Annotated in this window: 15 protein-coding genes; 8 read left to right on the top strand and 7 right to left on the bottom strand. The window is 37.2% G+C overall.

The genetic code is table 11. The annotated features are described in order from the left end of the window. Positions 1-57: 57 nt before the first annotated feature. Entirely contained in the window at positions 58-3,435 is a 3,378-nt protein-coding gene (treS, locus tag IQ247_RS25650; RefSeq protein ID WP_193924297.1) for a maltose alpha-D-glucosyltransferase, read from the bottom strand. Between the two features lie 109 nt (positions 3,436-3,544). Here treS and malQ point away from each other — a divergent pair, with 109 nt between their 5' ends. The 5 genes from malQ to IQ247_RS25625 all read left to right on the top strand — a co-directional run bounded on the left by malQ (position 3,545) and on the right by IQ247_RS25625 (position 10,093). Beyond that, positions 3,545-5,059 (top strand): 4-alpha-glucanotransferase, encoded by a 1,515-nt coding sequence (gene malQ / locus IQ247_RS25645; protein ID WP_193924295.1) that lies wholly within the window; start codon positions 3,545-3,547, stop codon positions 5,057-5,059. Between the two features lie 284 nt (positions 5,060-5,343). Continuing rightward, positions 5,344-6,189, top strand: a complete 846-nt coding sequence (locus IQ247_RS25640) for a DUF2382 domain-containing protein (protein WP_193924294.1) — start codon at positions 5,344-5,346, stop codon at positions 6,187-6,189. A gap of 418 nt (positions 6,190-6,607) precedes the next feature. After that, positions 6,608-7,495, top strand: a complete 888-nt coding sequence (locus IQ247_RS25635) for a DUF2382 domain-containing protein (RefSeq protein WP_193924292.1) — start codon at positions 6,608-6,610, stop codon at positions 7,493-7,495. A gap of 180 nt (positions 7,496-7,675) precedes the next feature. Next, positions 7,676-8,554 (top strand): DUF2382 domain-containing protein, encoded by an 879-nt coding sequence (locus IQ247_RS25630; RefSeq protein WP_193924291.1) that lies wholly within the window; start codon positions 7,676-7,678, stop codon positions 8,552-8,554. A gap of 720 nt (positions 8,555-9,274) precedes the next feature. Further along, entirely contained in the window at positions 9,275-10,093 is an 819-nt protein-coding gene (locus IQ247_RS25625; RefSeq protein ID WP_193924290.1) for an SDR family NAD(P)-dependent oxidoreductase, read from the top strand. Positions 10,094-10,192: 99 nt separating this feature from the next. Here IQ247_RS25625 and IQ247_RS25620 read toward each other — a convergent pair whose 3' ends face one another. Further along, positions 10,193-10,366 (bottom strand): hypothetical protein, encoded by a 174-nt coding sequence (locus tag IQ247_RS25620; protein WP_193924288.1) that lies wholly within the window; start codon positions 10,364-10,366, stop codon positions 10,193-10,195. A 198-nt stretch (positions 10,367-10,564) separates the two neighbouring features. Between IQ247_RS25620 and IQ247_RS25615 the strand changes: the two genes are divergently transcribed. Next, positions 10,565-11,587 (top strand): glycerate kinase, encoded by a 1,023-nt coding sequence (locus IQ247_RS25615; protein ID WP_193924286.1) that lies wholly within the window; start codon positions 10,565-10,567, stop codon positions 11,585-11,587. Positions 11,588-11,789: 202 nt separating this feature from the next. Here the strand turns inward: IQ247_RS25615 and IQ247_RS25610 are convergent, their stop codons facing one another. Beyond that, a complete protein-coding gene (locus tag IQ247_RS25610) occupies positions 11,790-13,253 on the bottom strand; it encodes a protein adenylyltransferase SelO (protein ID WP_193924285.1) in 1,464 nt (487 codons plus the stop codon). Positions 13,254-13,402: 149 nt separating this feature from the next. Here IQ247_RS25610 and IQ247_RS25605 point away from each other — a divergent pair, with 149 nt between their 5' ends. Beyond that, entirely contained in the window at positions 13,403-14,404 is a 1,002-nt protein-coding gene (locus IQ247_RS25605) for an endonuclease/exonuclease/phosphatase family protein (protein ID WP_193924283.1), read from the top strand. Positions 14,405-14,508: 104 nt separating this feature from the next. Here IQ247_RS25605 and IQ247_RS25600 read toward each other — a convergent pair whose 3' ends face one another. The 3 genes from IQ247_RS25600 to IQ247_RS25590 all read right to left on the bottom strand — a co-directional run bounded on the left by IQ247_RS25600 (position 14,509) and on the right by IQ247_RS25590 (position 16,474). Next, positions 14,509-14,910: a hypothetical protein gene (locus IQ247_RS25600; RefSeq protein WP_193924282.1), complete on the bottom strand. Its 402-nt coding sequence runs from the start codon at positions 14,908-14,910 to the stop codon at positions 14,509-14,511. A 215-nt stretch (positions 14,911-15,125) separates the two neighbouring features. Beyond that, the gene (locus IQ247_RS25595; RefSeq protein WP_193924281.1) at positions 15,126-15,689 is read right to left on the bottom strand and encodes a GNAT family N-acetyltransferase; all 564 of its coding nucleotides are present in this window, start codon (positions 15,687-15,689) and stop codon (positions 15,126-15,128) included. A gap of 56 nt (positions 15,690-15,745) precedes the next feature. After that, entirely contained in the window at positions 15,746-16,474 is a 729-nt protein-coding gene (locus IQ247_RS25590; RefSeq protein ID WP_193924280.1) for a pentapeptide repeat-containing protein, read from the bottom strand. Positions 16,475-16,694: 220 nt separating this feature from the next. On the opposite strand from IQ247_RS25590, the gene bioB reads away from it, so the two are divergent. After that, a complete protein-coding gene (gene bioB / locus IQ247_RS25585; protein WP_193924278.1) occupies positions 16,695-17,675 on the top strand; it encodes a biotin synthase BioB in 981 nt (326 codons plus the stop codon). Between the two features lie 67 nt (positions 17,676-17,742). Here the strand turns inward: bioB and petL are convergent, their stop codons facing one another. Then, positions 17,743-17,838, bottom strand: a complete 96-nt coding sequence (petL, locus tag IQ247_RS33445; RefSeq protein ID WP_193924276.1) for a cytochrome b6-f complex subunit PetL — start codon at positions 17,836-17,838, stop codon at positions 17,743-17,745. Between the last annotated feature and the right edge of the window lie 108 nt (positions 17,839-17,946).

The following is a 17,946-nucleotide window of genomic DNA, read 5'->3' as shown; positions in this document are numbered from 1 at the left end:
GAAATTAACTGTCAACTGTCAACTAACTCCTCACTCCTCACTCCTCACTCCTAACTCTTATGCCGTTTCTAGCAGTTCTAAAATACGATACATCGGCACTTCTACCCAATTTGGACGGTTTTTAAGTTCGTGTTCTAGTTCAATGATGACTTTTTCGAGTATAAATCCATCCAAGAGTAGCTGTAGTTCTGATGGTTCCGAAGGTAGGAAGGGTGCATATGCAGCTGTACTCAAATAGGATTTCAAAAAGGCAATACTCGACCAGGTGTAGAAAAATTGCGCCCATTGCTCCATCAGTGGTAAGTCGTCTGGAACAATCATGCCGCTTTCTTTCTCGTTGCGTAAACCTATGCGGCTGGAATAGTAGAATGATTCTATCATTCCGGCGACATCGCGTAGGGGCGATCGCTTCATGCGTCGTTCGCTCAAAGGACGGGTTTGGTCGCCTTCAAAGTCAATGATGATAAAGTCTTTACCTGTATACAGCACTTCATTAAGGCATAAATTACCGTGGGTGCGGGTTCGCATGGCGGTAATTTTTTGATTGAGTATTGATTTGAGTCGAGTTAATATCATTTCTCGATTGTTCAATACCAACTGCGCTACGGGTTGAAGTTCCTTTGGTAGCTGTATCAAATCTTTTTTCAACCGCAGTAATACTTGTCCGGCTTGATTCCGCATATATTGGTAAATCGAGCGCTGGTAAAAGGAGGTAAATGACTCTGGGGCAAAGTTGGGGTCTTCTGTATCGGATGCTAATGCTAAGTGCATTTCGGCGGTACGTTCCCCTAACAGTTGAGCATTTCCCAAATAAGAGCCGAACATTTCCTGGGCTAGGCTGGGAATTTCAATTTCTAATGCTGCCGTTAATAATGAAGTTGGTAGATCGATATCGGCGATCGCCTCGATTTGTCTTACTTGTACTTGCTCAAAAAAGTCCCGCAGGCTATCAAGGCTATAAGACCAACCATCTCTGATATCGGGAATAAATTTTCGCAAAATTCCCAGAGTCATGGTTTCAAAGTTTTTACGGCTATAATTTAAGCTACCGGCAACGGGCGCAAAGTTTTCTGCATTTGGTAGTCCTTTTGTCGCCGAACTGTGAGTCAGAAACTGACCTACTTCTAAATCGGGGTTGATGCCTTCTCCTACTACTTTGCGGAATAATTTGCACATCAGGCGATCGCCATATACTACGCAAGTATTTTTATGTTCTCCCCGTAACATATGAGCTTCTAAATGTATCCTCAGTGCGTAGTTAGAACCGGCACCAGCTAACAGAGTAAAATCTTTACTAGCTTCGGCTTGAAGTTCACCTGCCATACCTTGATAAGTGTTTTTGTTGGCAATTGCTTCGAGGGGAAAGTTGAGAAAATCTTTATCTGTTAAGGCATCAAATAATACGCCAATTTGTTTTTTGCTGCGTATTTCAACATTAGCTACAACTTCTTCGCGGTAAGAACTAAAGCGTTCGTGATTAATACCCTCTGGTTCATAAGCTAAATGTAATACATAGGTTTCTGGGTCGCCTTCGGTGTAGTCTAGCTGTACCAAAACAATTGCTGCTTCTAAAGAATGGAAGGAAAGGGGAATTGCTTCAATAACATGACTAGACTGAATGACGCGATTTTTACCGTCAAACCAGCTACAGGCACACATATAATCTGGCAAAATTTCTTCTAATGTTGCCTTGGTTTCAGATTTGGTAAAGATATTCTGCCAATTGTCGCTAACAACTAAAGTGGGTATTTGATTTTGAGGTCTTACCGGACAGGTAACATTTGTTTGTACTTGTAGAGTAAACCAGTAAAAAGCATGGGGAGCTAAACTCATAAAGTAGGGTGTATCGTCAATTGGTGGAAATGTGGTACGCCCGAAGATTTCCACCGGAATCATGCTGTTAAATGCCGATAAATCCAACTCTACTGCTTGTACAAAGCGGGACAAATTAGTTACAACCAGAATATGTTCGCCGTTATAGGTACGAGTAAAAGCTAAAACCTTGCGATTTTCTGGATAAAGTAATTCAAAAGTACCTCTACCAAAAGCTTGAAAACGTCCGCGAGTTGCAATCAAACGTTTCATCCACCACCATAGGGAATTGCGGTTTTCTCGCTGAGCTTCCACGTTAACCGCTTCAAAATGGTATTCCGGGTCAATAATCACCGGAGCGTATAATTTGTGCGGATTACAACGACTAAAACCACCATTGCGATCGGCACTCCATTGCATCGGAGTCCGCACCCCATTACGATCTCCTAAATAAATATTGTCCCCCATGCCGATTTCATCACCGTAATACAGCACTGGGGTTCCGGGTAAAGACATCAGTAAAGCATTCATCACCTCGGTTCGTCGTCGATTATTCTCCATCAACGGAGCCAAACGGCGGCGAATACCCAAATTTAATCTTGCTTGCTGGTCTTGTGCGTATACACGGTACATATAGTCGCGGTCTTCATCGCTGACCATTTCCAAAGTCAATTCATCGTGATTCCGCAAAAATAACGCCCATTGACAGTTATCGGGAATCGGCGGTGTTTGCTGCAAAATATCGATAATCGGGAAGCTATCCTCCATTTGCAGTGCCATAAACAAACGCGGCATCAGAGGAAAATGAAAATTCATCTGACATTCATCTCCACTGCCGTAATACTCTACAGCATCTTCTGGCCACTGGTTTGCTTCGGCAAGCAACATCCGATTGGGATACTTATCGTCGATATGTTGGCGTAATTTCTTCAAAAAAACGTGAGTTTCCGGGAGGTTTTCGCAGTTACTACCTTCGCGCTCGTATAAATAGGGTACAGCATCCAATCGCATTGCATCTACACCCAGATCCAACCAAAAATCCACCACATCAAACAGCGCTTTTTGCATTTCTAGACTTTCAAAATTCAAGTCCGGCTGATGCGAATAAAATCTGTGCCAATAATAAGCCTTGGCTACCGAGTCCCAAGTCCAGTTAGAAGTTTCAAAATCCTTGAAGATAATTCTTGCTTCTTCATACTTCTGGGGAGTATCGCTCCAAACGTAAAAATCTCGTTCCGGACTGCCTGCTGGTGCTTTACGCGCCCGCTGAAACCACGGATGTTGGTCGGAGGTATGGTTGACAATCAACTCAATTATCACCCTGATGCCTCTTTGATGGGCAGCACTTAAACAAGCCTTGAAATCATCTAAATTACCGTAAATCGGATTAACGGTGGTATAATCCGCAATGTCGTAACCATCATCTCGTAACGGAGAAGGGAAAAAAGGCAGTACCCAAATTGCCGTTACTCCCAAGTCTTGTAGATAATCTAACTTTTCAGTTAGCCCCCGGAAATCACCTATACCATCGCCATCGCTGTCAGCAAAAGCACGTACCGGCACTTCATAAATGACTGCATCTTTAAACCAAAGTGGATCATCTTTCAATAATGGATTTTGCATATTTTTTACTGCCTTATTTCCCATAAGATATCTTAGCTAATATAAGAAGCTAGCTTCATAGTTAATTCTTGAATCGTTTTTGATTGTTTCAAATTATTGGGGTCAAATTATGAGTTTTCAAAGAGCAAGTGGAGTTCTACTGCATCCTACCAGTTTGCCGAGTAAATTTGGAATTGGGGATTTAGGAGAATCAGCTTATAAGTTTGTGGATTTTCTCGCAAATAGCGCTCAAAAGTTATGGCAGATTCTACCTTTAGGTCCGACGGGTTACGAACATTCTCCCTATACAATGAATTTTAGCGCTTTCGCTGGAAATCCCTTAATGATTTCTCTAGAGCATTTACAAGAAGAAGGTTTGCTAACACCACAGGAATTAATTCCTCAAGAAGAAGTCACAGATAATCCCCACAGAGTTGACTTTGATGCAGTAATTCCTCGTAAAACCAAAATTCTCTATTCAGCTTATCAACGCTTCCAAGAATCTTTGTTAAAAACAGCTAATCCTGAATTTGAAAAGTTTTGCCAAGAACAAGCAACTTGGTTAGATGATTATGTATTGTTTATGGCATTACTAGAAGCCAACGATTATCAAGCTTGGAATTTTTGGGATAACCCTTTAGCTCGTCGCGAACCAGATGCATTAAATCAAAAAGCAGATGAATTAAAAGATAGGGTATCATACCATAAATTTTTACAATTTAAATTCTTCCAACAGTGGAAAAAAATACGCGACTACGCTAACAATAAGGACATCAAAATAGTTGGTGATATTTCAATTTATGTTTGTCATAATAGTGCCGATGTTTGGGCAAATCCAGAAATATTTCAGCTAGATTCCCAAACTCTCTCACCTGCCTATATCGCCGGAGTCCCACCAGATTACTTTAGCGCTACCGGACAACTTTGGGGTAATCCCGTTTACGATTGGGATAAATTAGAACAAACCAACTTTGCTTGGTGGATAGAACGTTTTCGAGCAACATTACAATATGTTGATATCGTTCGTATCGACCATTTTCGCGGATTTGAAGCTTATTGGCGAGTACCCGCAGGGGAAGAAACTGCTATCAATGGTGAATGGATCAAAGGACCTGATGCAAAATTCTTTGAAACTTTAGGTTCTACTTTAGGTAGTTTACCTGTAATGGCGGAAGATTTAGGAATTATTACCCCGGAAGTAGAAGAGCTACGCGATCAATTTGATTTCCCCGGAATGCGTATCTTACAATTTGCCTTCGGTGCTGAAGCCGACAACGCTTACTTACCCCACAACTACATCCAAAACTGCGTCGTTTATCCGGGTACTCACGACAATGACACCACTATTGGATGGTGGAATCAAGCAGGAGAGAAAGAAAAGCACCACGTCGCCAAATATCTCGGTTATTCCTCACCCGCACAAATCAAAGAAATTAACTGGGAATTTATCCGTATGGCTCTATCTTCAGTAGCAGACTTGGCCATTCTTTCAGTCCAAGACTTATTAGATTTAGACAGCAGCGGTAGAATGAATGACCCCAGCGTTAACGCCGGAAACTGGCGCTGGCGATATGAAAGCACCAACCAGCTTACCCCCGAATTGAGTCAGCGGTTGTTGGAAATTACTCAGCTTTATAATCGATAAATAAAGGTCAAGGTTAGAGGTCAAAAATACTGAATAATCATAGAAATCGGGTTTTTGTAAATGTGAAAGTTTTGTTACCGATATTTATTCTAAAAACCCGACTTCTTACTGACAAGATTTTATGTTTCCCATATCTCTAACCTTTGACATTTAACCTCTAACCTTTGACCTTTCTATCGACTGATTATAAACAAATAAAATTAAGTCGCAAGCAGGAAGAAAATATAGAGGTCAATTATTTACACTTAATTCCATCAAATGTAAATAAATTGGAAACTACTACTATGGCATTATACAAACTTGCAGATTTCGACCCCAATTATAAAGAAGTTTTTGGTGGTGAAGATATTAAAGAAATGTCTCTTTACACTCAAGGTGGAGATAAAATAGGTTCGGTTTCTGATGCTTTAGTAGACCACGATGGTCGTTTTCGCTATTTGGTTATTAATACTGGAGCAATGTTTTTCGGTAAGAAAATTTTGTTACCAATTGGTTTGTCACGTCTTGATTACAATCAAAAACGTGTCTATGTAGATGGACTCAGTAAAGAACAAGTAGAAAATTTACCTGAGTACCAAGACAGTATGACTGTTGATTACGATTATGAAGAGAGAGTACGCGGCGCTTATCGGTCTCCGCAGAATCAGAATGTAGCTTATAATAAAGATACTTATAACTATCAAAATGATTCTTCTTTGTATGATTTAAATGACCAGAATCATTCTAATATTAAACTTTATGAAGAGCGTTTAGTTACTAGCAAGAGTCGGATTAAATCTGGTGAAGTAAGTGTTGGTAAACATATTGAAACCGAAACTGCTAGAGTTTCAGTACCAGTTGAAAAAGAACGAGTTGTGATTGAACGAGTTACACCCACCGGAGAAGCAGTTATAGTAGATCCCGATCAAGTTAACTTTAGTGAAGGTGAAGTGGCACGGGTTGAACTCTACGAAGAACAAGCTGATATTCATAAAGAAGCATACGTGCGTGAAGAAGTACGAGTTAAGAAAGTTGTTGAACAAGATACTGTTGAAGCACAAGAAACGATTCGTAGAGAAGAGTTAGATATCGATACTCAAGGGGATTTACGTGTAAATGAATCTAATTCTGTTAGAAACGACCGCGTTTAAGAATTAACAGCCGAAATTTGGGAATTTAGAATAATAATTCATCATCAGAAAACCTTTTGAAGATAGAGATTTATTTCTATCTTTAGGAGGTTTTTTTGTAAATACTTGAGCTAACTATTTCTAGACTCCTTTATTTTTCCGGTTCGCAGAGAAGTCGGGTTTTGATAAAGGTTGTTTTGTTTTACGGATATTTATCCTAAAAACTCGGCTTCTGATGATTGTGAACAGCGTTTGATCAAACTCACATTATTTCACCAATGATATATATAAATAATATGATGTCAAAAAATATAAAATAATATACTACTTATGATTGTTCGTTATAAACTTTAAGTCCATCGCGGGGAAGATGGATATCAAAATATTTTTTTCTATTGTTGTTAGTAACGAAGAAAAATAATATGGAGACTAGAATTATATGGCTCTTTACAAAGTTGGAGATTTTGACCCAGATTATCGCGATGTTTTCCAAGGTCAAGATATCAAGGGTATGAGCGTTTACGCTGAGGGAACTAATGATAAAGTTGGTAGTGTTAGCGATATCTTAGTTGATGAAGAAGGTCGTTTTCGTTATTTGATAGTTGACTTGGGTTTCTGGATTTTTGGTAAAAAAGTATTAATGCCGGTTGGACGCACTCGTATCGATTACAATGCTAGTCGCATCCATGCTCTTGGTATGACTAGAGAGCAAGCTGAAAATTTACCCGAATACGATGAAAATCAAGTAGTAGATTACGACTACGAAGAAAATGTACGCGGTGTATATCGTACCCAACCTTTAGAAGCATCTGCACCTCTTGAAGCATCTGCTCCCCTCGATGCTCCTGCATACGCTGCTACTCGTACCTACAACCGCGATACTTATAAGTACGATGAAGAACCTGCTCTGTACAATATGAATGATACAGACCATCAGAATATCAAACTCTATGAAGAGCGTTTAATTGCTAACAAACAGCGTCGTAAAGCTGGAGAAGTTGCAATCGGTAAGCACGTTGAAACCGAAACGGCGCGAGTTTCTGTACCTGTAGAAAAAGAGCGTGTAGTTGTTGAGCGAGTAACTCCAGATGATGCAGGTAGAGCAGTTGCTCCCGGTGAAGCAACCTTTAATCAAGGTGAAGTCGCTCACATGGATATTTACGAAGAGAATGCTGATGTCCATAAGGAAGCATTCGTTCGCGAAGAAGTTAGAGTTAAAAAAGAAGTAGAGCGCGATACTGTAGAAGCTCAAGAAACAATTCGTCGTGAAGAATTAGATATTGATTCTGGTAATTTACCTACTGATACACGTTCCGATAGACGTTAATATCTAATGCTTAAATTAGTAAATTAGTTGTTGGTTATTAGCTGTTAGCTAGTAACTAATAGCTAATTTTTCATGTCACTGAATGGGTTTGATAAAATAATATGAGAATACAAAAAAATCAATAAGAGTTATGAAAAGTAAGAAATTTAAAAAATAATTATTAACGAGTAATATAAAAACATGAATAGTCAAACAACTAATAATAGTAATAATACTTCTAAACAAACTACAAAAAAATCTCAAAAAGTAATTCCTTTACTTGAAAAACTAAGAAGTCAAGTCCAAAGTTTTGATATCGTTGATATTAAAGGTCGATTAATCGGCAAAGTTGAAGATTTAATGGTTGATGGCAATCGTCAACTTAACTTTATAATTGCAAAAATATCTCAAAGTAATGAGATTAATAATTTTTGGTTATTAAATGGTAAATTAGTAGATAAAATTGAGCCGAAGATTCAACGGGTTTTTACACGTATTGATGAATCACAATTAACACACTTACCTGAATATGTAGAAAAGGAAAATAAAGTAAGTAATATGACAGATAATCTAAATTCTCAGCAACCTATTGACTATAAAGTAGATTCACAAGTCAACAATTTGACAAAATCAGAATTTATCGAAGAAATTGAAGAAGATATAATTCGTTTGCTAGGGGAACGCTTAGTTGTCGAACGTAGCAAACGTAAAATTGGTGAGGTTATTATCCGTAAACAAGTAGAAACTCGGATGATACAAATTCCTGTCCGACGTGAAAAACTGATTATAGAAAAACCCGGTATTGAACCCGAAGAGCTTGCACAAATCGATTTAGGTGAAGAAGAAATTTCCCACGACGAGTTGAGAAATTCGGGAGTAAATTTAGTCGGTACTGACTTTGAAGGTGGTTTAACCGTCACTGGAGAATTTGACTCACCCAAAATCGCTTCTTTAATTCTTAACGCTATCCAATTAGAGAAAAATCACGGATGCAAAAAGGTACGAGTTTCTATTCTTGTAGAAGATGAGGAAAAACAGCACAAATATCAAGAATGGTTTGACCGTACTTCTAAATCATAAAAAAAGTAGATATATCCTAATAGTAATCTAAAGACGTTGCACTGCAACGTTTTTATTTAATATCATATATTTATTTCCCATCGATCCCAGCTATACTATATCAAGTTCGACTAATTAATTAGGGCTTGCTCTAAAAGTATTTTTTGCAAAACCTCGTCCTAAAAGTCGGGTTTTTGGCAAGATTATTCTCTGTAATCAACACTGTTCTAAAAAACCCGACTTCTCACCACTTTACTAGTATTTTAAACGGTATATTATGTAACCAACATCTCTGCATTGTTGGGGATCGCAAATATTTATCAACCACTATTAAACAAAACTTATTTAAAATAATATTATTTATATATACTTTGTGTAAACTAGTATTAAGAAATACTTATTAAAGATTGTTGCACAACCTTGATTTAATTGCTAAAGTGTGATGCATGACGACGATAATTTAAATTCGTGTCGGGGGAATATGCAACATATTGGCGATATCTGCAACTGTGGGTTGTAAGAAATATTGGTTAGGGAACCGTTAGAGAGAAATCTAATCAAAAAACGCAAATATCTTGATTTGGCTAGAAAAATTCACCATAAACAGCCTCTATTGCTGTAAATAGATTTCAATTGCATTAACTTCTTGTCGATATCCATGTAAATTCCTAGTGTAAATTCCCAGTAAATATATCGGCAAAGAGCAATATTTCATTAATACTTAAAGTATGGAGGATAAAAATGAATATTCACGGATATACTGCCTTAATTACTGGAGCTTCCCGTGGGATTGGGCGTGCGATCGCGCTACAATTAGCGCAACAAAAAGTCAAAAGATTGATATTGGTTGCTCGCGATCGCCATAAATTAGCAGAAGTTGCGAAACTTGTTGAAGCGATGGGTGTCGAAGCGGTAATTATGCCGTTGGATTTAACAAAGCCAGTATTTGTAAACGTTGCAGTTGCTCAACTTTGGCAAAGTTACGGGCCGATAGATATGTTGGTGAATTGTGCTGGTGTGGCTCACCAAAACTCATTTTTGCAAAGCAAATTGCCTCAAGTACAAGAAGAATTATCTTTGAATTTGCTGGGAACATACACCATGACTCATCTGGTGGCTCGACGAATGGTAAAGCGAAACCAAGGAACAATTGTTAATGTATCGAGTTTAATGGGGAAAGTTGCAGCCCCAACAATGGCAACTTATTCAGCGACTAAGTTTGCAATATTAGGATTTACTCAAGCCTTGCGTCGGGAACTTGCACCGCGTAACATCAAAGTAGTTGCACTATTGCCAACATTGACAGATACCGATATGGTGCGAGACTTGCAACTATATCGCGGAGTGATCCCAATGACACCGGAAAAAGTCGCACAAGCATTTGTTAAAGGATTACAAAGAGACTCATCAGAAATCTTAGTAGGTTGGCAAAGTCATCTGGCTATTTGGTGTCAGCGTTTAGCACCTTGGTTATTAGAGGTAGTGTTAAAACTTGCATCACCTCAAACTAAAGTTCCGAGGATACAACGGTATTATCAGAGGTTGGTTAGTATTTGGTAGTTTAATATAGAGACGTTGCAATGCAACGTCTCCGTGGATTTTTAGAAAAAAGTAATAAACCTTATTCCCAACTTAAAAGCCTAAAACCTCATAACCGCGTTATAAATTATTTTGGCTTTGTTGCATAACACTTTTGCGTACAAAAAGAGTCAGAATTCCGCCGACTAGGAGAGCCACTCCCCACCAAAGAGAGTCACCAGGAAGAACTTTTAGTAAAAGTGTAGTCATTCCAGAACTCAGCAGCGACCATCCTAATGTTGTTTGATAACCCATTTAATTAATTCTCATGCTTACTTACTGTTTTAAAATTAATTCTTTATCCAAAAGTATTAATCTACTAAAAGTATTAGAAAATAACTGGTCTAGAGTAGTAGTTTAGATGTTTACTCTCAAATTCTGTAAGTTATGTATGATAAATAATTCCCGCAGAATGTAATAATTCAAAGGTTGATTCTGTAATCGAAAATCCCGATGCTCAAGGAAATATCACTAGAAGACGAAACCCCTCAAAAAAATTTAATCTTAAATGCGATCGCAAATGATCTAGGAGCAAAAGCTTTTGGTATTACACCGGAAAATGTCACAGACATTATACACGAACGCTGGCGTATACTCAAGTCTATTTATCCTGCTTTCAAAAAGTTGTGTCAAAGTAGTTTACAGATACAAGAGTACAGCGCGATGTTGCCGACATTATGGGATTTATGGCTTCCTTTAGCAATGCTAATTGCATCCAGACATGAAAAAATTCAACGTCCTTTTGTACAAGGAATTTTAGGAGGACAAGGAACTGGAAAGACTACAACTTGTAAAGTTCTCAAATTAATTTTGTCACATTTAGAATACCGTACTTTGAGTTTATCTCTAGATGATTTATATAAAACTTATCAAGCACGTTTAATTTTACAACAACAAGACCCTCGTTTGATTTGGCGGGGACCTCCGGGAACTCATGATGTTGATTTAGGAATAAATCTTTTAGATAATATTCTTCAACGTCAAACTATTGTGAGGGTTCCTCGTTTCGACAAATCGCTACATTCTGGAAATGGCGATCGCGCTTTTTTTGAAACAGTAGAAAATATTGATATTGTGCTATTTGAAGGTTGGTTTGTCGGGGTAAAGCCAATTAATTCAGCAGCATTTACTAATCCACCCTCACCGATTATAACGGCAGACGATAAAGTATTCGCCAGAGATATGAACGATAAACTTCACGATTATTTACCCTTATGGCAACGTTTGGATAGTTTAATTGTGTTATATCCGAAAGATTATCGTCTTTCCTTAGAATGGCGCAAACAAGCAGAACATCAAATGAAAGCTAGCGGTAAACCTGGGATGACAGACTTGCAAATTGAAGAATTTGTCAATTACTTTTGGAAAGCATTGCATCCAGAATTATTCATTAAACCATTAATAAATTCTCCATCGGTTGATTTAGTAATTGAAGTTAATCCCAATCATAGTTTTGGGAAAATTGTTAGTTGTTAATTGATAGTTGATAGTTGACAAGACTACTAACTATCATCCAGCATCCGCTAACCACTAAGGGAGTTCCAAATAAAAAAAGATCAATTTTAGATTGGGTAGTGCGAGCATCTTGCTCGCACTACGGTAATTGGATAAATTATTTTTTGGAAGTCCCTAACCACTAACTACTAACCACCATCCACTAACCACCATCCACCATCCACTACCTACTAACAATTTCTTTAAGTAAATCATCAAAAGGTTGCCAATTATCTTCTTGAGAAATTGATTCCCAAACTGATTCAATTATAGGTCTTAAAATTACTGTTTGGGGATTATAATCTTTTAAAATTCGAGGAATATTATCCATTTCATCCCTTGCCATACTATTCAAAATACGGTGATAAATTCCTGCCCAATTAACGAATAGTTCCGATACACCTAAAGATTTTTTAATGTCAGAACCTTCTAAAATATAGTTTGCATCATCTTGCCATTTATGAGAAAAAGTTGCGGCAATATCGGCAAAAAAGTGATGATAACTAATAGGGTAATGCTTGAGAAAATCAATTGTCGCTTTTAACAGTTCATCAGTTTCAGACTTTGGTAGCTCTTGTTCAAATCCCAGCTTTTTCAACATTAATAAACGGTAATTACCCAGAAAATGTTTACCAAATGTTATCAAACTATTATCCATATCAGACTTATCAATTACAACCTTTAGTGGTTCTTGCAACATTTCTAAATTCCACATACAAATATCTGGCTGGTGGATGTAAGAATAACGGCTATAATAATCAAAATATGCTGCGGTAAAATGCGGGTCGTAAGTAGGAATAAATGCATAGGGACCGTAATCAAAACTTTCCCCAGTAATCGACATATTATCGGTATTTAATACTGCATGACAAAAACCAGCAGCCATCCATTGTGCAGCTAATTTCGCGACTCTTTCAACTAATTCCGCATAAAATAAACTATATTTTTCTGCTTCGCTAACTAAATGGGGATAGTAATATTCAATTACATGATCTAAAAGTTGTTTCGTTAAATCTGGACGTTTTAAATAGTTTAAACGTTCAAAAGTACCGAAACGAATATGGGAACGATTCATCCTTACCATAACTGACGAACGAGTGGGGGAAGGTTCATCACCCCGCCACAATTGCATTCCCGTTTCAATTAAACTCAGACAGCGTGAGGTACGTACACCCATACGATGGAGCATTTCCCCCGCTAATACTTCCCTTACCCCACCTTTAAGAGTAAGCATTCCATCACCACCACGGGAATAAGGTGTTCTACCGGAACCCTTCGTACCAAAATCATAAAGTTCGCTTTCAGTACCGCGTACTTGTCCGTAAAGAAAGCCTCTACCATCCCCTAACCTCGGATTATATTCACCGAATTGATAACCGTGGTAACGCATTGCTAACAGGGGTTTACGCTGCTCAAATTTACCAAAAGCTTGAATAAAATCTTCGTCAGTTACTTGCTGTGGGTTCAATCCCAACATTGGAAGCAGTGTATCATTACGAAAGCGGAGTTTGTGAAGCGGGAATTCCTCCGCCATGACTTCATCAAAGTAGTCCGAACCTAAAGATTCAAATGCCGGTTCGTAATTGAGATTGAGTAGGGGGTTAGTAGTTTCAGCCGTTTGCATTACCATTACGGGTAAGTTTGCCATACCTTTTATGGTACATCTGTAAGGGTGAATAGGGAATATTAGTAATTGGTAAATACTGTATTTTTATGAAAAGTAGCTTAGTGTTCTGGATTTAGCTGAATAAATTTGATATGAATACAATCCCTATCTTACATTTATGTCACAAAAATATGTTTAGAAAGATAACCTCTATTTTAACATTTTTAAGCTTGTCTGCTTTGACAATTGTTTCATTGGGAAGCAATTTTGCTTGGAAATATCCGATAGAACTATTAACTCATTTCCGCTTTCAATATTTTATCCTATCACTAATTCTTGCAGGGATTTTATTTGTACTAAATATTCGGCGTTATTTTAAACATAAAATCTTTATTTTCTGTGCCTTAATGTTAGTTGCATTCAATGCAATGGAAGTCATACCCTGGTATTTACCACATTCACAACAATTTGCATATGATGTTTCTTTATTACCAACTCGATTGTTACAGTTCAATATTAATACTCAGAATAATCATTATCAAGAAATTATAGATACTGTTAGATATGAGTCTCCTCAAATTGCTTTATTTATTGAAATTGACCAGAAAGCATTTAATGAATTAAATGATGGCTTGAAAGATATTTTACCTAATACCTTTAGAAGCCCCGTTGGTGGATTAGCTCTATTCAGTAATTTACCTATTAAAAATGCGCGGGTAGAGGACTTCAATACAAAGAATTATAATTTAATTGCAACTTTACTAATCGATGGTGAACCTGTAGAATTTATTGGGACTCATCCTTCTGTACCCGTAAAACCCTCAACTTTTCATCAACGCAATATTCAGTTAGCAGCATTAAGTGATTACATTACAAAAATCAAAGCTCCGTTGATTGTAGCTGGAGACTTTAATGTAACACCTTGGTCGCCTTATTATAAAAGATTGGTGACAAAAACTAATTTACATAATACCCGTTTGGGTAATGGAATTTTACCTAGTTGGATACGAAGGGCATCATATTTACATTATCCACAATGGCTGGTATTTATAATGGAAAAATATTTCAGTATTCCTATCGACCATTGCTTTGTTAGTAAGCATTTTCAAGTTGCGATAGTTGATATTGGAAATAGTTCTAATTCTGACCATTCTCCAGTTATTAGTGATTTGATATTCAAGGGAAAAAGTTGAATACAAAATCAATAACATAGAAGTCGGGTTTTGACTAGAAATATCCATAACAAACTTATAATCATCATAAAAATCCGACTTTTTACCCCCCAGAAAAAATGGAATTATTCACCAATAATCGCATTAATTCTTTGACGAGATGTTTTAACTATTGATTGAATACGAGCTTTTTGTTTTGGTGTTAATTTCATCGATTGAATTATTTTTGTTCTTCCTTCTTTTGTTTTTAAAGATTGCATAACTTGACTGCGTTGCGCTTTAGTAAAGACGTTACCAATTTGTGTAAATGCTTCGTCTCGAATTGCATCTACTTGTTTACGCTGTTGCGGAGTTAATCTTTTATAAACACGTGGTACTGCATAGCCAGTTGCTTGTATTGTCAGTGGTATTAAAATATATCTAGGTATTAAGGCTTCGGCTTTTTTGGCAGAAATTCCAGTTAAAAATACACTGACAAGTGCAGCACTCAAAAATACCGACAGACGCTTTGTTGATTTACTAAACATTGAGATAAACCCCTTAATTAATTTTGGATTTTAGATTTTAGATTTTGGATTCATGATTATCTGTAGGAATCCGGCGTTGAATATTGAATCATATGGCAGTACACTTAACTGTTTCCGAATCCCTATTCCCTAATCCCTGCTCCCTATTCCTTACAACTTATCCAAAAATAAAACCGGATTCCTATACTTGTCAACTTCTTCTGTAATCTGATTTTTTAAGCTTCCCATTTAGGATTAATCAAACTTGTTAAAATATGGTCTTGCCATTGACCGTTAATTAATAAATAATCTCTAGCATAACCTTCTACCACAAATCCTAATCTTTTGAGTAAATTACCGCTACTTTGATTGTGAGGCATATAATTTGCCATAATCCGGTGCATTTTTAACTCATTAAATACATAATCAATGCTAGCTTGTAGGGCTTCCGTCATATAGCCTTTACCTTGTTCTTTTTCCGCCAAACTGTAACCTACAGTACAAAATTGTGCGATACTCCTGATAAAAGTTCCGAAATTAATAGTTCCAATTATTCTAGACTCAGTTTGAGAAAAAATCAGCAATCTTAATGACTGTCCTTGGAGAAATTCACTGATTCCTCTTTCTACTTCACTATTCCAATATGCTTCTGTAAAAAAAGATTCTGGCCATATAGCATAAAAAGGAGTCAGATAAGCTTGATTGTCAGTATAATATTTGATAATTAATGGTACATCTTCCTGATTAGCCAGTCGTAACAATAAGCGTTTAGTAACTATGTATGGCTGTTGCAATTCCATTTATTTTCAGAACTTATTAGCAAAAAACAATAATATCTGTGAAAAAACAAGCATGATTAAGAACATATTTGAGATTGTTCTATTTTTCTCATTCTTGCTGCAACTGGGTCAAATTTTTTGTCGAATAAAGTGTAATTGTTGTAACAAGAATTAGTTAGATTAGCATTGTTTAATTTAGTTCGACGTAAATCGGCACCACGCAAATCCGCATTCTTAAAATTAACACCTTGCAAATTGTTGAACCGGAAATTTATTCCTTGTAGGTTAACTCCAGATAAGTTTACACCCATTAACAAAGATACTTGTTTTTCTGCGGAAATTTTGAGCAATTGTGTATCTTGTAAAAACATAATCACAAAACCCTTGCGTATCGGGTCAAGTTCCTCTAAAGTTGCTTGAGTCATTGCCCGAAAAGTAACCGCTTTTGTTCTAATTGATTGCGGATTTTCTTCTAAAATTGTCGCTGTCATCGTTTTCAGATAATCTGATAACACCTGTTGACGATATACATTAGTAGTTATCGCTACATTCCCATATCCTGGTATGAATTGATCTACTGGTTGACCAAATCTGTGTAAGAAAATACCAATCGTCAGAGCCAAAAATATAACACAACTTGTTACTAATAAAATTAAAGATTTATCAGCTTTTTTGGGAACTTCCACCAAATTAAAGGTTGATTTCAAATTTTTTACCTTGCGGAAAAAATAACCACCCAGCTTAGTAGATTTCGTTGTACTATAGACTTCATCTAATTTGATAATTTGTTGAGATTGTGTATTCATAGTTAGTTTTGCTAAAATAAAATGTAGCTCAGTTTACTTTTATCTCAGAGTAATTGCTTACCCTAAATAATGTACCAGAGGATTTCTAGAAAAAAAGTAGGTTGAATTATCAAAATAGATGAGATGATTGAGAAAAAAATAATTATTAATATACGGTTTGTTGCAGTAAGTGATAATTAATAATTGTTGATTAATAATTGTAAAAAGGATTATTTGCTCTGTGGGAATACGCTACGATTGGCAAGAACCAGAAATACGCGCAATATATGACACGCCAATGCTAGAGTTGATTTATCAAGCTGCTAGCATACATAGAGAATTCCACGATTCGAGAAAGATACAGGTTTGTAAACTAGTATCGATAAAAACCGGCGCTTGTCCTGAAGATTGTAGTTACTGCGCTCAATCTTCCCGATACAAAACAGAAGTAAAACCACAATCGCTATTAGATAAGCAGACAGTAGTTGATATCGCCAAGCAAGCTAAAGAAAGCGGTGTCAGTCGGGTTTGTATGGGTGCTGCTTGGAGGGAAGTACGGGATAATTCTCAATTCGAGCAAGTTCTAGAGATGGTAAAAGAAGTTACAGCATTAGATTTAGAAGTATGCTGCACTTTAGGAATGCTCAATGAATCACAAGCAAAGCGTTTGGAAGATGCAGGACTTTACGCTTATAATCATAACCTCGATACTTCCCAAGACTATTACAGCACCATTATTACCACTCGCACTTATGGCGATCGCCTCAATACAATCAACAATGTTCGTCAAACAAATGTTACCGTATGTTCCGGTGGTATCCTGGGTTTAGGCGAAAGCGTTGACGATAGAGTTTCCATGTTATGCACTTTATCAAACCTGCAACCCCATCCAGAATCCGTACCCATCAACATTCTTTCTCAAGTCGAAGGTACACCGTTAGAAAATCAGCCCGATGTACCCATCTGGGAAGTAGTGCGAATGATAGCCACAGCCCGTATTATCATGCCAAACTCCGATGTGCGCTTGAGTGCGGGGAGATCGAGACTTTCTCAAATAGAACAAGCAATGTGCTTTATGGCAGGTGCAAACTCCATATTTTCCAGCGATGACGGACATATGTTAACCGTTACCACACCTTGTCCCGGATACGATAGTGATCAGGAAATGTTGAGTTTATTGGGCTTGGAAATGCGAGAAAGCAGGTTAAAGGTTAACAGTTGACAGTTGACAGTTGACAGTTGACTAACTCTTAACTCTTAACTCCTAACTCCCCCATGCCCTATTACAATTAAAGTAGCTTAACGGCACGTAAACCGAAGAGCAAACCAGCAGCGATGCCAGTAAACAGAACTAAGAAACCAATATATGAAACTACAGCAAGCATTTATTTTTCTCCAAAATCATTCATAAATCTATTGAAGCATTAGTTATGGGGGATTGGGAATGGGGCATGAATTAAGAGTTAAGAATTATTTCTTCCCCCCTTCCCCCC

Origin of the sequence: Plectonema cf. radiosum LEGE 06105 (assembly GCF_015207665.1) — a bacterium.
GTDB lineage: Bacteria > Cyanobacteriota > Cyanobacteriia > Cyanobacteriales > Nostocaceae > Rivularia > Rivularia radiosa_A.
The sequence above is the reverse complement of the archived record's forward strand: the minus strand, read 5'-3'. Positions and strand labels throughout refer to the sequence as shown.